At 57.8% G+C, this 15,250-nt stretch carries 14 protein-coding genes; 7 read left to right on the top strand and 7 right to left on the bottom strand.

Annotated features, from left to right (window positions below; genetic code table 11):
- Positions 1-24 precede the first annotated feature (24 nt).
- Positions 25-1,332, top strand: a complete 1,308-nt coding sequence (gene argH / locus H8B15_RS08350; RefSeq protein WP_187319225.1) for an argininosuccinate lyase — start codon at positions 25-27, stop codon at positions 1,330-1,332.
- A 134-nt stretch (positions 1,333-1,466) separates the two neighbouring features.
- Here the strand turns inward: argH and H8B15_RS08345 are convergent, their stop codons facing one another.
- From H8B15_RS08345 to H8B15_RS08335, 3 genes are read right to left on the bottom strand one after another with little or no spacing between them, the layout of a single operon-like run.
- On the bottom strand, positions 1,467-1,934 hold the full coding sequence (locus tag H8B15_RS08345) for a hypothetical protein (RefSeq protein WP_187319224.1): 468 nt from the start codon (positions 1,932-1,934) through the stop codon (positions 1,467-1,469).
- 12 nt (positions 1,935-1,946) lie between these two features.
- Positions 1,947-2,525 (bottom strand): energy transducer TonB, encoded by a 579-nt coding sequence (locus H8B15_RS08340; RefSeq protein WP_187319223.1) that lies wholly within the window; start codon positions 2,523-2,525, stop codon positions 1,947-1,949.
- 48 nt (positions 2,526-2,573) lie between these two features.
- The gene (locus H8B15_RS08335) at positions 2,574-3,374 is read right to left on the bottom strand and encodes an energy transducer TonB (protein WP_187319222.1); all 801 of its coding nucleotides are present in this window, start codon (positions 3,372-3,374) and stop codon (positions 2,574-2,576) included.
- A gap of 274 nt (positions 3,375-3,648) precedes the next feature.
- Here H8B15_RS08335 and H8B15_RS08330 point away from each other — a divergent pair, with 274 nt between their 5' ends.
- Both H8B15_RS08330 and H8B15_RS08325 read left to right on the top strand, forming a co-directional pair.
- Positions 3,649-4,464, top strand: a complete 816-nt coding sequence (locus tag H8B15_RS08330) for a phytanoyl-CoA dioxygenase family protein (protein ID WP_187319221.1) — start codon at positions 3,649-3,651, stop codon at positions 4,462-4,464.
- Positions 4,465-4,594: 130 nt separating this feature from the next.
- A complete protein-coding gene (locus H8B15_RS08325; protein ID WP_187319220.1) occupies positions 4,595-5,377 on the top strand; it encodes an SDR family NAD(P)-dependent oxidoreductase in 783 nt (260 codons plus the stop codon).
- A gap of 178 nt (positions 5,378-5,555) precedes the next feature.
- On the opposite strand, the gene H8B15_RS08320 is transcribed toward H8B15_RS08325, so the two are convergent.
- The gene (locus H8B15_RS08320; RefSeq protein WP_187319219.1) at positions 5,556-6,110 is read right to left on the bottom strand and encodes a phosphatase PAP2-related protein; all 555 of its coding nucleotides are present in this window, start codon (positions 6,108-6,110) and stop codon (positions 5,556-5,558) included.
- A gap of 223 nt (positions 6,111-6,333) precedes the next feature.
- Here H8B15_RS08320 and H8B15_RS08315 point away from each other — a divergent pair, with 223 nt between their 5' ends.
- Together H8B15_RS08315 and H8B15_RS08310 are read left to right on the top strand one after the other, a co-directional pair.
- The gene (locus tag H8B15_RS08315; RefSeq protein ID WP_187319218.1) at positions 6,334-7,641 is read left to right on the top strand and encodes an amidohydrolase; all 1,308 of its coding nucleotides are present in this window, start codon (positions 6,334-6,336) and stop codon (positions 7,639-7,641) included.
- 183 nt (positions 7,642-7,824) lie between these two features.
- On the top strand, positions 7,825-8,700 hold the full coding sequence (locus H8B15_RS08310) for an ATP-grasp domain-containing protein (RefSeq protein ID WP_187319217.1): 876 nt from the start codon (positions 7,825-7,827) through the stop codon (positions 8,698-8,700).
- Positions 8,701-8,882: 182 nt separating this feature from the next.
- Here the strand turns inward: H8B15_RS08310 and H8B15_RS08305 are convergent, their stop codons facing one another.
- Positions 8,883-9,677 carry an SDR family oxidoreductase gene (locus tag H8B15_RS08305; protein WP_187319216.1) on the bottom strand — a complete coding sequence of 265 codons (795 nt, stop codon included), beginning with the start codon at positions 9,675-9,677 and terminating at the stop codon, positions 8,883-8,885.
- Positions 9,678-9,965: 288 nt separating this feature from the next.
- Between H8B15_RS08305 and H8B15_RS08300 the strand changes: the two genes are divergently transcribed.
- Positions 9,966-12,428 (top strand): M4 family metallopeptidase, encoded by a 2,463-nt coding sequence (locus H8B15_RS08300; protein WP_187319215.1) that lies wholly within the window; start codon positions 9,966-9,968, stop codon positions 12,426-12,428.
- Between the two features lie 120 nt (positions 12,429-12,548).
- On the opposite strand, the gene H8B15_RS08295 is transcribed toward H8B15_RS08300, so the two are convergent.
- Both H8B15_RS08295 and H8B15_RS08290 read right to left on the bottom strand, forming a co-directional pair.
- Entirely contained in the window at positions 12,549-13,346 is a 798-nt protein-coding gene (locus H8B15_RS08295; protein WP_187319214.1) for a hypothetical protein, read from the bottom strand.
- 24 nt (positions 13,347-13,370) lie between these two features.
- A complete protein-coding gene (locus H8B15_RS08290) occupies positions 13,371-14,108 on the bottom strand; it encodes a tetratricopeptide repeat protein (protein ID WP_187319213.1) in 738 nt (245 codons plus the stop codon).
- A 168-nt stretch (positions 14,109-14,276) separates the two neighbouring features.
- Between H8B15_RS08290 and H8B15_RS08285 the strand changes: the two genes are divergently transcribed.
- A complete protein-coding gene (locus tag H8B15_RS08285) occupies positions 14,277-15,161 on the top strand; it encodes an alpha/beta hydrolase (protein WP_187319212.1) in 885 nt (294 codons plus the stop codon).
- Positions 15,162-15,250: the final 89 nt, after the last annotated feature.

Raw genomic sequence — 15,250 nt, 5'->3', positions numbered from 1 at the left:
GGAGCTAGGGGTGAGGCTAATCGTATGAAAATCTGGGAAAAAGGCATTCCGGTAGATGCCAAAATCGAACAGTTCACCATCGGCCAAGACCGGGCGCTGGACTTGTATCTAGCCAAGTTCGACGTGCTGGCCTCTAAGGCGCAGGCCAACATGCTGGCCGGGGTAGGGCTGCTTTCGGCAGAGGAAAACCAGCAGCTGCAACAGGGCCTCACGGAGCTGGGCGAGCAGGTGGAAGCCGGTACGTTCACCATTGAAGAGGAGTTTGAGGACGTGCACTCCAAAATCGAATCCTACCTCACGGAGAAGTTCGGCGACGCGGGCAAGAAAATCCACACCGCCCGCTCCCGCAACGACCAAGTACTCACGGCTATTCAGCTGTTTCTGAAGGACTACACCGAACGTGCCGCCGCCAAAATCGTGCAGCTGGCCGAAGTGTTGCTGCAAAAGGCCGAGGCGCACAAAACCGATTTGCTACCCGGCTACACGCATTTTCAGGCGGCCATGCCGAGTAGCTTTGGGCTGTGGTTTTCGGCCTATGCCGAGCACCTGCTGCTGGACTTGGCCTTGTTTGAAGCTGCCCACACGGTGGCCGACCAGAACCCGCTAGGCTCCGGGGCGGGCTTCGGCAGCAGCTTCCCCATCAACCGCCAGCAGACCACGCAGGAGCTGGGGTTTGGCAACCTGGCCGTGAGCAGCGTGGGTGCCCAGATGCTACGCGGCAAGACGGAAAAAACGCTGGCTTTTGCCCTGGCCGGGTGCGCCGCTACCTTGGCCAAGATGAGCTACGACCTGGTGCTCTACAACTCCCAGGACCTAGCATTTGTGGAGCTGCCGGCCGCTTTCACCACGGGCAGCAGCATCATGCCGCACAAGAAAAACCCCGATGTGTTTGAGCTGATTCGGGCACGGTGCAATGCCTTGCAGGCGCTGCCCAACACCATCACGCTCACCATCAGCAACCTGCCCAGCGGCTACCACCGCGACTTCCAGATTCTGAAAGAGCTGCTCTTCGAGCCGATGACGCAGTTTCTGGACATTTTGGACATCGTGCTGTTTGCCCTACCTCAGTTGCGCATCAAGCCCAACCTGCTGGCTCAGGACAAGTACGATGGTGTGTTTTCGGTGGAGAATATCAACCAGCTCATCCAAACCGGCACACCCTTCCGCGAAGCCTACCAACAGGTAGGCCGCGCCGTGAATGACGGTACTTACGTGCCACACAAGGAATTCCAGACCACTCACTTGGGCAGCGTGCACAACCTGGGCTTGGCGGAAATCGAAGCCAAGCTGGCGCGGGTGCGGCAGGGAAGTAGGGTGCTGAAAGGGGAATAACACAAAAGTTTTGTCATCCTGACGCAGGAAGGACCTTACCACGTTAGCACAAATCATTGAACGTCCGTGTGCTGGCGTGATAAGGTCCTTCCTGCGTCAGGATGACAGATAAAATAATACGGCGGGGTAGGCGGCTACTTGCTGGCTTTCACCCGCTTCACCAGCGGCATAGTAAGCATCACGTTCACCGGCTTGCCGTTCTGCCGGCCCGGCCGAAACTGCCCCACGGTGCGGAAAGCCTCGGCTAGCGCCGGCGCCACCGCTTCTTCCGACTCGATGTAGGTGCCCCCCAACGCTGGCCGCCGAAGCTTGCCGGTTTTGTCGATGATGAAGGTGACGTAGGCCCGCGGTCCGCTGGTTGCGCCGCCAGCCACGTGGCTGGTCACGAAGGCTTGCAGGCCATCCTGTCCACCGTCGAGGTAGACGGGCATCTGCTCCACGTAGTTATAGATCTTGTCGCCATCCAGCAGGGACATATCCGGCTTTTGCGGTTTGACTGCGTTCGGCATGGGTGCCGGCGTGGCCGTTTGGGCGTGGGCGGTAGCGGTGAGCAGCAGCAGGAAACCAAGGAGGCGGAGGGAGTGGGGTAGGGAGGTGGGCATAGTGAGGATATTTTATCTTTTAGTTTTTCTTTTTTTGCGCAAGGGGGGCGGCAAATCCTTGGCAAAGCCAATCGGAACAGTAAAAGGAAAGCTGACCGGTTTACCGTTGTTTCTACCAGGATTCCAATTGGGCATCGATTTAATAACCCGTAACGCTTCCTCATCAAACGCTGGTGCTAGTCCTTTAGCAAGTCGTACGTTAGCAACTTGGCCCGTTTCTGTGATGACGAAGCTAACGAATACCCGGCCCGTTATCGTCGTGTCTGCTGGATAGCGGATGTTCTGTCCAATAAATTGAAGCAAAGCGTTGAATCCGCCGGGAAATTCCGGAGGTTCGCCGAAAAAGCATACAAGACGAGGAAACTCTACTGGTTTCGGCAGGTTGATGGGTAAATCATACTCTTTCATTGGTAGTGAACCAACGGAACCCACTACGCTGGCGTTGCCGGCTACAGCCATATTCTGTCTGGTTTCCTCACTCATCTGCGCAAAGCTGCATCTAGCCAACAGGCTCAACGTGCACACCAGCACAAGAAGAAACCACTGTTTCTTTGGGCACACCTGAAGCAGAGCGGTTAGCTGGTAAGACATAGATGAAATAGGCGGTGGAGACGACCCTAATATCAGGAGGTAGTAGTTTTATTTTGAAATAGGCAAAGAAGACGCCGGCAATTCAAACTTCACAGGCACTGTTGCACCTGCCCTAATGGGTTGATTATCCCGCCGGGCAGGAATCCAGCACGGCATTGAGCGAACTACTCGTAGAGCTTCCGCATCAAGCGCTGGCTCCACGCCTTTGATGACTCGAACATCCTCTATCTGACCAGTTCTTGTGACTGAAAAGGTGATGAAAACAATGCCCGGCTTTGTTGCCTTTGCCGGGTAATGGACATTCTGCCTGATAAATTCCAGAGCTGCTGTTACGCCACCTGGAAATTCAGGACTTTCTCCTACATAACTGTAGGGTTTGCCGATGACAATTTGATCTTCCGCTGTTTTCTCTTGGGTAGCATTGACCGGCAATTCAAGAGGTTTCGGCGGCTCGGGTAATGGTTTCAGATCGTCGGATAAGGTCGATTGCTTCGTAGTTTTAGAGAGCGAAACAGCTTTTGATGCCCCCGCCTGCACCTGCGCCCACGCCTCCCTGCCAGACAACCCCAACCCGCACACCAGCACCAGCGCCACCAGAAACCGCCGCAGCTTGGGGCGCAATTGCGGCTGCGGAACCGCGGCCAGCTGATCCTGCCGGAAACGCCCGCACAGGCGGCCACCGGGTGCGGCGGCGCGGGCGGCTTCCAAGTCGGCGGCGGTGCTGTTGGTGAAGTCTATTACCTCGCGGTTGCAGTGGGCGCAGTGGCGACCCTGGCTGGTGGGCGCCATTTGGTGCCAGTCTGCGGGGCAAGCGTGCAGGTGCACGTTGAGGATAGGTAGGAACAGCATAAAGACAATATAGATAGTTGTGTAGAGTACGTTACGTTGGGAGGGTGGAGCTTATTGCAGACGCACATGTTACGCCATAAGGGAACTTCTGTAAGGCTATTTATGGAGTGCGTGGGAGCTGTTCACGTCATCTTCACGCAGCGCAAACCAGCTTTATTGTAGCTTATTCGAAACAATCTCCGTTTTTTATGTTTTATGTCCGCATCTAACGGCTAGGATTGTGTGAGTATCTTTGCCGCCTACCCCGGAAGGGGTGTTGTTTCTACTTTGCCTTATGTCATCTCTTCAGAATTATCCCCGCTTCACTTTAGGTAATACGCTGACCACGGAGCAACTGGAGTTTTTTCGGCAGTATGGATTTCTGCATTTTCGACCTTTTCTAACCCCCGATACGGTGCAGGATTTGCTACGTGCGTCGGAAGACGTGCAGCGCAAGTGGCTGGCCGAGGGCGTAGAGAAAGTGAACGGCGTACCTATTAAATACGGGAAGGATGTAGATGGGCAGTCCATTGTGCAGCGGTTTGCTTTCGCCTCGCACCATAGCCCCGTGCTGCACGAATTCCTGAAAGACCCGCGCTTTGAGGCGCTGTTTCCGCTGCTGGAAGCACCCGGCGGACGCATCGGCGAAAACGAAAAGGACGGCCTCGTTATCAATCATTACGTGAACGTAACGGGCTCGGAGTTCTCGCAAATGGGCTGGCATACCGATTCCCTGCGCGACGTATTCTACGGCAAGCGCATCGGGCCGATGCTGAACGTGGGTGTGCACCTCGATGGCACGCCGGCTACAAACGGCGGCCTACGCCTGCTGGTAGGCACGCATACGCAAAGCCTACGGAAGATGCTGTTTCGCAAGAAATACTACAAAGACGTAGACTCAGACCCCAACGAAATAGCCGTAGAAACCGAGCCCGGCGACCTGACCGTGCACGACGGCCGCATGTGGCACCGCGTGGCCCGTTCGCCATTGGTAGGCGAGGTATCGCGCCGCCGCGTGATGTACATTCCCATCATCTCGGGCAAATACGAACCCAAAAACGAGGAAAGCCCTACACCCTTCTACCTACGCTTCCTACACTTGGTAAAGTAGCCTTAGGGCCAATTCGACCCTCATTTCGACCAGCGGGAGAAATCTTGCGTGCTATTGTAATTGTTACCTGATGTCAGCACGCAAGATTTCTCCCGCTGGTCGAAATGAGGGTCAAACCAAAAATAAACCCATGAAAACGGCACTTATCACCGGCGCTTCGCGGGGCATTGGGCAGGCCATTGCCACGGAGCTGGCGCGGCGCGGCTACCACGTGCTGCTCACAGCGCGCTCCGAAGCGGCTTTGGAAACGGTAGCCGCTACCCTGCGTCAGCAGTTCGGGGTAGAGGCGCACGTGCTGGCCGCTGATTTGGCTGCGGCTGATGGCCCGGCCCGCGTGGCGGAGTGGGCCCTTGCTACCGCGCCCGAGCTGACTGTGCTGGTAAACAATGCCGGGTACGGACTGTGGGGTAGGTTTGAAGAACTAGGCCTGGATGAGCAGCAACAAATGCTGCGCCTAAACATGCAAGTACCCGTGGAGCTGACGCACCGCCTGCTACCCGCGCTGCGCCGTCAGCCCAAAGCCTATATTCTGAACGTAGCCAGCACGGCGGCCTACCAAGCCGTGCCTACCCTGTCGCTCTACGCGGCCAGCAAGGCGTTTCTGCTCAGCTTCAGCCGCGGCTTGCGCTATGAACTGCGCAACTCGCCGGTGTCCGTCACCTGCCTCAGCCCCGGCTCTACTACCACCGACTTCGCCAATCGCGCCGGCATGAACGACGCGCTGCAAGCCACCGCCAACAAGGTCTCGATGACGCCAGAGCAGGTAGCCAAAGCCGCTGTAATAGCCCTACTGGCCGGCGAGGCCGAGCTGATTCCGGGTGCGCTCAACAAGATTTCAGCCACGCTCACCAGCTTCGTACCCAAGTCGCTGACAGAGAAGATTGCGGCTGGTATTTATGAGAAGCATTTGTAGGAAGTGGTGAGGTAGTGAATATTGAGTAATCACTCGCCTGTCATCCTGAGCTTGCGAAGGACCTTATACCCGAAGAACGATAGACGTAATAACGACTCGTTCACGCGTGAGAAGGTCCTTCGCAAGCTCAGGATGACAGGCGTTTTTACATTCACCTCCTCACCATTTTACTACCTCACTATTTCACCACTCTCCCCGCCAGCCAATTGCAGCCGAAAGCAAACGGCACGGCGGCCAGCACATCGTAGGTGTAATGCGCGTGTTGTACCAACACCAGCGTAGCTACTACCGCTGTCAGAACGGCCAGCACTTGACGCAGCCGGCTCCTACCCACTGCCAGGGCCAGGAGGGCCAGCGTGGCAGTGTGCCCCGAAAAGAACAGGTCTTTGGTGATGGGAGTGGCAGATGCATAGAAGAAGCGCTCCACTACTGGATCGTGTAGCACTAACAGATGGGTAGGGGCTTCCAGAGGGAGTAGCCACAGCGTGGCTACGCGCAGCAAATGTAGGAAGGCATAGGCCCACAGCGCCCGCAGCAATAGGGTAGGGCGAGGCAGCAGGTACACCAAAGCCACTGCAATACTCAGGTAGATAACCTCGAAGGTGGGTGCAGATACGTCGCGGGCGGGTAGGACGTCTAGGAGTGGGTCGGGTAGCACCGTACCCGGCCGCGCCTGAATGAAGGCAAAGAAGGCAGGCAGCACGCAGGAAATCCCCAGCAGGAGCAACAGCACAAGAAGCAACTGCCGACGAAAAACAGGAGAATTTCGGGTCGCAGCCCAGGTGAGTGGGCGTGCCGGTGGGGCCGCAGAGGAACTATGAACGAGCATGCGAGAAAGAACGCCGCACTAAAAAGGAGCGCATTCAATACAAAAATAACAGTCTGGCGGCAGGTATGCGAAAGTGGTGCCATCGGTGTACTTTAGGACGTTTTTTCATGCCCTCTATCCACTGCCTATGCCTCGTTCTTCTACTCTGCTCACTACCGCTCTGGCGCTGACTACCCTGCCGGCCCTGGCCCAAAACGCCGCCCTCAACGCCCGCATTGCCAAACTGGCGGCGCAAGAAGAAAGCAAGGTGATTGCCTGGCGGCGCGACATCCACGAGCACCCCGAGCTGGGCAATCAGGAAACCCGCACGGCCGGCATCATTGCCGACCACCTCAAAAAGCTGGGCATTGAGGTGCAAACCGGCGTGGCCCGCACTGGGGTAGTAGGCATTTTGCGCGGCGGCAAACCCGGCCCCGTGGTGGCTCTGCGCGCCGATATGGATGGCCTGCCCGTGACGGAAACCACCGGCCTACCCTTCGCCTCGCAGGTGAAGACCACCTACAACAACCAACCCGTGGGCGTGATGCACGCCTGCGGCCACGACACCCACGTGGCCATGCTACTGGGCGCAGCCGAGGTATTGAGCCAAGTGAAAAAGGACTTGCCCGGCACTGTGAAGTTCATTTTTCAACCAGCCGAAGAAGGCTCCCTGCCCGGCGAAACTGGCGGCGCCAAGCTAATGGTGCAGGAAGGCGTGATGATGAACCCCAAGGTAGATGCCGTGTTTGGTCTGCACATCAACGCCCAAACAGAGGTAGGCAACCTGCGCTACCGCCCCACCGGCGAAATGGCCGCCGCCGATGTGTTTACCATCAAAGTGAAAGGCAAGTCGGCGCACGGGGCCTACCCCTGGCTGAGCGTGGACCCGGTGGTAACGGCCGCGCAGATTATCCTGGGCTTGCAAACCATCATCAGCCGCCAAACAGAATTGACGAAAGACGCGGCCGTGCTGACGGTGGGCATGGTGCACGGCGGCGTGCGCAACAACATCATTCCCGAGCAAGTGGAGCTAACGGGCACCATTCGGACCCTAGACAAAGACATGCAGCAGAAGCTGTGGGCCGATGTGCGCCGCGTGGCTATCGGCATTGCCAGCAGCGCCGGCGCTACCGCCGAGGTGGAAATCGTGAATTATACGCCCGTGACTTACAACGCCCCAAAGTTGACGGCCCAAATGGCGCCTACCCTGCGCGCCGTGGCGGGTGCTGCCAACGTGCAGGAGCAGAAGGCCGTAACCGGCGCCGAGGACTTTGCCTACTTCCAGGAGAAAGTGCCCGGCTTGTTTGTGTTTGTGGGCGGCATGCCCAAGGGGAAAAACCCGGCAGATACGGCCCCGCATCATACCCCCAATTTTTTCGTAGACGAAAGCGGCCTGACGCTGGGCGTAACGACGCTAGCCACCCTCGCCGCCGACTACCTAGGCGCGAAACGGTAGGTACATAATAGAACGTCATTTCGACCAGCGGGAGAAATCTCGCGTGCCGACGTTAGATGATAGTATCTAGCATCAGCACGCGAGATTTCTCCCGCTGGTCGAAATGACGCTTTACGCCACTACCAGCACCTCGCGCCCTACCCGCAACCCTCCGCGAAATCCATTTAATCCGCACAATCTGCGATGAATATTGCCTTAGTTACTTGCGACATCCTGGCTCAGTATGCCGCGCCCAATGTAGAAGACGAAGACAGCTTACTCACGAATTACCTGCGCGCGCAGGGCCACCACGTGGAGCCGCGCGTGTGGACCAACCCAGCCGTGGAGTGGGAAAAATACGACGTGGTGCTCCTGAAATCACCCTGGGACTATTTCGACCGCATTGAGGAGTTCTACCTGTGGCTGGACCAGATGGAGCAGTTGCAAGTGCGCATGCTGAACCCCGCCGCTGTGGTGCGTTGGAACACCAACAAGCGCTATCTGCGCGATATGGAGCAGGCCGGCGTGCGCATTGTGCCTACCCAGTGGCTGCCCCGCGGCAGTCATTTTGATACCGAAGCCGCCCACGCCGCCTTGCAAACTGACCACTTGGTGGTGAAGCCAGCCGTGAGTGGCGGCGCCAAAAATACGTTTGCCCTACTGCGCGGCGAGTCCTCCATCCGCACGCCCGACCTGAACGAATTGCTCCAGCACGAAGACTTTCTGGTGCAGCCCTTCCTACCCCAGATTCAGGAGCAGGGCGAGTGGTCGTTGGTGTATTTGGGGGGTGAGTACAGCCACTGCGTGCTGAAAACCCCCAAGTCTGGCGACTTCCGGGTGCAGCACTACCTGGGTGGCGGCATTCAGGCACGGCCCGCGCCGGAGCACCTGCGCCGCACCGCCGATGCCATTGTGCAGCAGTTTGCCCCCGCCTGCCTCTACGCCCGCGTAGACGGGGTGGAAATCGACGGTGAGCTGGTGCTGATGGAATTGGAGTTGATAGAGCCCTTCCTCTACCTGGCCACCGAGCCCACAGCGCTGGCACAGTACGAAAAAGCGCTGTCGGCTTTAAATAGCTGAGAAGTTTCCCACTATCTGTCATCCTGAGTAGAGCGAAGGACCTTATCACGTGGGAACGACCATCGTGTCAACGACTCGTTCTAACGTGATAAGGTCCTTCGCTCTGCTCAGGATGACAAACGCTTCCAATTACTCCCGTCCACAAAATCCGACTAATCCGTCAAATCCGCTTCAATCCGTGATTATTGGAACCCATTCACCTCAAAGCCGCCATCTACGCTCAAGCACTGGCCGGTGATGTAGCTGGCGGCGGGAAGGCACAGAAAAGCCACCGCAGCACTGACCTCTTCCGGCTCGCCTACCCGGCGCATGGGCGTGCGGTCGAGCACGCTATGGAGGAAATCAGGGTTGCGGAGCACGGTTTCGGCCAGGGGCGTGCGGATGTACCACGGCGCTACCACGTTCACGCGGATGCGGTCGGCGGCCCACTCCACAGCCAGGTTGCGGGTGAGCTGTACCATGGCGGCCTTGGTCATGCCGTAGATGGAGCCCGTGCGTACGTGCCGCAGCCCCGCTACCGACGAGATATTTATAATGCTGCTCCCCTCAGCGGCTTGCAGCAGTGGGTAGGCGCCCTGGCATAGCGCAAACGTCGATTCGAGATTGGTAGCCAGCAGAAATTGAAACTCGCTGGCGCTGTAGTCTACGGTAGGCTTACGGATGTTGGTGCCCACGTTGTTAACCAGGATATGCAGTCGGCCCCATTGCTCGCGCACGGTATCCAGCACCCGCTGCCTACCCGCTTCTTGGCTGACATCGGCGGCCAGTGCGTGCGCATCCAGGCCAGCGGCTTGCCAGTCGGCTACTTGCTGCTCCAGCGCCGGAGCCGTGCGAGCTACGGCTAGCACCGTAGCACCTAGCCGCAGCAACTCCTCGGCAATGGCAGCCCCGATGCCCTTGGAAGCTCCTGTAACAATGGCAATCTGGTCTTGCAACGACCAGCGAGTCGCAGAGAAAGTAGGACTGGAATCTACCATAGTGAAATTATTGTATAATATTTTGGCTTTTTGTAAAAGAAACCAGACAGCAAAAAATTCCCGGATTTGTAAAATTAACAGGCTCATTGCACACTACGTACTAGAGGCCTAAGTAGGATAGTCTATAAATGGGATTTTCAGTTTTATAGAACGAGCTATCTTAGTAAGAAATTAAAAATACGTTTGCTCTAGTGGTATGCGTGGATATTGAAATATTCTTAATTTGGATAACCTGCTGCTAGCAGATCGTTCTATTTCCTTTCTTCCTTTCCAATTACCCTCCTCTGTATGGCAGAAAACTACTCTGCTGCCGCCTTGCTGTTGCTCGGCGGCCTAAGCATCGCTACGGCCCAAGCGCAGCAAAATGCGCCTGTAGTGACTGGAAAACCAATTAAAAATGCTGCACCAACGTTGGTAGAGCTTCGCGGTGCGAAAACCACTTACTCGTTAAGTGAAGCCTCCAAAGCCTTGCGCGAACAGCTGCAACTAGCTACCACCGACCAGCTGCTACGTAACAAAACGTCGGCCGACGCGCTGGGGTATGTCCACGAAAAGTACCAACAGTACTACCGGGGCATCAGGGTAGAGCACGGCGACTACACCGTGCACGCCAAACAGGGGCAGATTGAAAGCTTGAGCGGTCATCTTACCCGCATCGATAAGCTGGATGTGCAGCCTGCGCTGGCCGAAGAAGCTGCATTGCAGCGGGCCATGCGCTTTGTGGGCGCCCGGCAATATATGTGGCAGGATGCCGCTGAAGAAGCTTTCCTGAAAGAGCAGGAGCAAGACCCTGCGGCTACCTACAAGCCCAAAGGCGAGCTGGTGGTGATTGGGGTAGGCGAAGGCGAAGCCAAAACGGTGCTAGCCTGGAAGTTTAACGTGTATGCCAAGGCCCCCGTGAGCCGCGCCTACCTCTATGTAGATGCGCATTCGGGCGAGGTGGTGTATAAGGACGATATCATCAAGCACGCTGCCGCTACGGGCAGCTTTGCCACCGCCTACAGCGGCACCCGCTCGGTGGCTACCGATAGCTACAACGGCAGCTACCGCCTGCGCGAAACCACCCGCGGCAACGGCATCGAAACCTACAATTGCAGGAAAAGCAACAGCTACACCAGCGCCGTCGACTTCACCGACGCCGATAATAACTGGACCGCTGCCGAGTACAACAACGCCAACTTCGACAATGCCGCCGGCGACGCGCACTTCGGTGCCCAAGCCACCTACGACTATTGGAAGAACATCTTCGGCCGCAATAGCTACGATGGTGCCGGTGCCAAAATCAAGAGCTACGTACACTTCGACGACACGCCTGGCGATGGTAAAGGCTTCGAGAATGCCTACTGGAACGGCTCGGTGATGACGTATGGCGACGGCGGCACTCGCTTCCGCCCCCTCACGGCGCTAGACGTATGCGCGCACGAAATCGGCCACGCCGTATGCGAAAAAACCGCTAACCTGACGTATTCCTACGAGTCGGGCGCCATGAACGAGGGCTTCTCCGACATCTGGGGGGCCTGCGTGGAGCAGTACAACGCGGCCCGTTACGGCCTCACCAAAAGCACCTGGCTCATTGGCGAAGACATCGACAAACAACAGGCCGCCCTACGCTCTATGAGTGACCCTAAAGCCATGGGTCAGCCAGCTTACTACAAAGGTCAGTATTGGTATGCCGGCACCGCCGATAATGGGGGCGTGCATACCAACTCGGGCGTGCTCAACCACTGGTTCTACATCCTGACGCAGGGCAAGAGCGGTACCAACGAAGGTGGCAATAGCTACTCCGTGACGGGGGTAGGCATCACCGACGCGGCCAAAATTGCCTTCCGGACGGAGGACGTATACCTCACTTCGTCGAGCAACTATGCGGCGGCCCGTAGCTACTCCATTCAGGCAGCCGCCGACTTATTTGGGGCGGGTTCGGCGCAGGTAATTGCCACTACCAATGCATGGTACGCCGTGGGGGTAGGCGCCGCCTACTCCGGTGGTGGTACCACCACACCACCGCCTACTACGGTTGCTTACTGCACCTCGAAGGGTACTGATACCTCCTACGAGTGGATTGACTATGTGAAGCTGGGCAGCATTGCCCGCACCTCGGGCAAAGACGGCGGCTACTACGATGGCACAGCCCTGAGCACGTCTATTGCAGCTGGCTCGTCGCAGACCATCAGCTTCAGCGCGGGCTTTGCTTCCTCGACTTATACCGAAAACTGGGATGTGTATATCGACTACAACCAAGACGGTGACTTTGCGGACGCCGGCGAGAACGTGGTAGGTGGTAGCAGCGGCAGCAGCGGTACCTTAAGTGCCACCTTTACGGTGCCTGCCTCGGCCAAAACCGGCAAAACCCGCTTGCGCATCGTAATGAGTGATAACTCGGGCACCACCAGCTGCGGCACCTACAGCTACGGCGAAACTGAAGACTACTCTGTGAACATCACCGGTGGTACCCTGGCCGCCGACAACACGGGCATAGCCGGCCTCGCGGGCGCTACTACCCTCGATGCCAAAATGCCTACCCGCCAAGTGGCTGTTTACCCCAACCCCGCCACCGACCACGTAGTCATTGCCCTGCCCGACAACGGCACCGTAGCGGGCGTGGAAGTAATGGATATCCGCGGTGCGAAACTGGCGGTGCCGTATGCTGGCAAAGGCGAGCTGAACGTATCAGCCCTGGCCAAAGGCGTATACATCCTGCGCATCAGCGACGGACAAAAAACTTTCCACCAGCGGCTTGTGAAGGAGTAATAGCTTCTTTTGAAGCATAACGCAAAAAGGCCCGATGCACAGTGCATTGGGCCTTTTTGCTTACTCTAAACGCTTAGTTCGTGTGGTGGGCTAGCCTCGTAGCGGCCAGCCAAATTTTGCCTACCTGCTCCACGGCGAATACTCCAGCTTCAACTCAACCAACCCATACCCATCCTTGAGCGCGGAAGTAGAGCGGCCGAGGCCGGTGCTGATATCGTCGAGCTGGTCGGTGGTGGTGAAGTAGTAGGCGGCTTCGGCGGTGGCGTTGAGCTTGTGGGTAAGGCGCAGGGTCACGCCTGCGCCCACGGGCGCTACTATCGCCAGGGCGGGGTAGTCGCCGCGCTCGGGGCGCAGAAACGAGGTGGTAGCGTCGGGGCGGGTGGTGCCGTTGTAGGCTTTAGGGCTGTAGAGCGCCAGGCCTACCCCCAGCTTCAGGTAGGGTTTCACGAGGGCCGTGGGGGCCGGCCGCGGGGCAGCGTAATAGGCTCCGTCGCGTAGCGGCTCAAACCGCACGAACACCGTGCCCGTGCCATTGCGTCCCCGGAAAGCGAGGTTGCGCTCGGGCAGGTAGTCCGTAGAACCTATCTGGAAATACGTAGCCTCGCTGCCTACCGTCCAGTGCGGGTGCACAGGGTAGAGCACGCCCAGGCTGAAGCTGGGGCCAGGGAGCTGGTTGCTGAGCCCCTTCGTCAGGTCGCCATTATACAAGCCCACGCCGGCGCCGGCCGAAAAGCGCACTGGTCCCCGATAGTACGTGCGAGCTTGCGCGTCGTAATGCCGTTTGCGGCGCTCGGGGTGGTCCTGCGCACAAACGGAGAGAGACAAGGCAACGAGGGCCGCAGACAGAAGGTAGGATTTCACGGGAGAAACGAAAGAAGTGGGTAGGGTAGGTAGGGAAAAGACCGCCATGCGACGCATAACGTTCAAACAGGAATCTGGCTGTTACTTAAACGTACCCTGGGGGTCGGGCTGCTTGGCTATCAGCTCGCTGATAAAATTGAAATCAATACTGGCCACGCTGTATTTCTGGCCTTGGTGCACGGCGTTCCAGGCTTTGGCGTAGTCTTCCTGAATGTAGTATATGCGGGCCAGCTGCTGCCAGGCGGCGGCATTGGTAGAGTCAGCGGCCAGGGCTTTGTTGAGGAACTCGGTGCTGGTCGTCAGGTCTTTTTTCTTCTTGGTTTGCTCATACCGCATCAGGTAGAGGCTACCCAGGTCGCCGAGGGCCTGGTTGTCGTTGGGCGCTAGGGCCAGCGCCTGGTTGAGCAGGTCGATGGAGGCATCGGGGGTGGGCTGCTGGCTGGCAATCACGCCCAGGCCGCGGTAGGGTAGGGGGTTTTTGGGGTTGAGCACCCACGCCAGGTTGAGGCGGTAGGTAGCCGTATCAACTTGACCTTCGTTGAGGTACTCGAATCCTTTGGTGGTAAAAAAGTCGCTGGCCTCGGCGCGCGATGCAAAGCTTTTCTGGATGTTGCCCAGATAGGTAGCACCCAGGGCCTGCTCGGCCTGCGTCGCCGACAGCCCGCCAAACAACGGCTGCACCCGGCTGTCCGCCGTAATAGTAGCAGCAGCCGACTCAGTTTTACTCTTGGACTTGGACTTGGATTTGCGCTGCGCCTGCGCTGGTGTGGCAGCCAAAAAAGTGAGTAGCAGAGCGCACGGAATCAGAAAATTTTTCATCAAGCAAAAGAAGCAGGGAAACGAACGATAAAGTGGTAACGTGCAATGTTAGCTAACAAATATACAACGCCGCACCACGCAACTACAATGCTTCCCTGGTAGCTGGCAATCCGCCCGCCGCCGGGCCGAGTACGTATGGGCTACTTCCTGTATTCTCTCCTGCTTTCTATGCGTTTTCTTCGCTATGTGCTGCCGGCCGCGTTAGCCGGCGTGCTTTTGCTGCTGGGTGCCAACGAATATGCCGTGGCCCGGCCCAGTCGCCGCATTCAAGATGTAGCCTACGTGCCCCCTACCGACTCGGCCTACCTGGCCGGGCGCCAGGTGTTGGATGTGTACACGCCCCGCCGGCGCGGGCCACAGCCTTTGCCGGTAGTGGTCTTTATCCACGGCGGCAGCTGGAATAGCGGCAGCAAAAACCTGTATTCCTTTATTGGGCGGAGGCTGGCCAAGCAAGGCGTGGTGGCCGTCGTCATCAGCTACCGGCTGGCCCCGCAGGTGCGCGTGCCGCAAATGGCCGACGACTGTGCCCGCGCCGTGGTCTGGACCACTCGGCACGCGGCCGAGTACGGCGGCGACCCGCAACGTCTGTTCGTGATGGGCCACTCGGCCGGTGGTGGGCTGGCGGCGCTGCTCGCCACGAAAGACGAGCTATTCACGCGCTGGGGACTGGCCCACAACCCCGTCCGCGGCGCCATCCTCGACGACCCTGCCGGCCTGGACATGCTCGACTACCTCCAAAAGATGCAGTACCCCGGCGATGAGCAGTATTTGGTGCCTTTCGGCAAAGACCCCGCCGTGTGGCGCGCTACCTCCGCCATGTACTTTGTGTCGGCCAGTAGCCCGCCTTTTCTGTTGTTCGTGGGCGGCGAAACCTATCCTTCTATCCAGAGCAGCAGCGCCCGGTTTCGGGAGCGGCTGCAAACACTGGGGCAGCAGCCCGGCTACACGGTGCTACCAGGCAAAAAGCACGTCCCGATGGTGTTGCAGCTGTTTTGGCAGCACAACATCATCTATCAGCAACTACTGAAAATGGTAGGAGCGAAGGTAGGGTAGGGTAAAAGCAGAACGTCATGTTGAGCGCAGCGTAGCGGAGTCGAAGCACCTCTACCGTCAGTAATTAGTTTACTATCAGTAGAGATGTT

Source organism: Hymenobacter citatus (assembly GCF_014333615.1).
Taxonomy (GTDB): Bacteria; Bacteroidota; Bacteroidia; order Cytophagales; family Hymenobacteraceae; genus Hymenobacter; species Hymenobacter citatus.
Note: the sequence above shows the minus strand (reverse complement) of the source record. Positions and strands in the feature narration are given on the sequence as shown.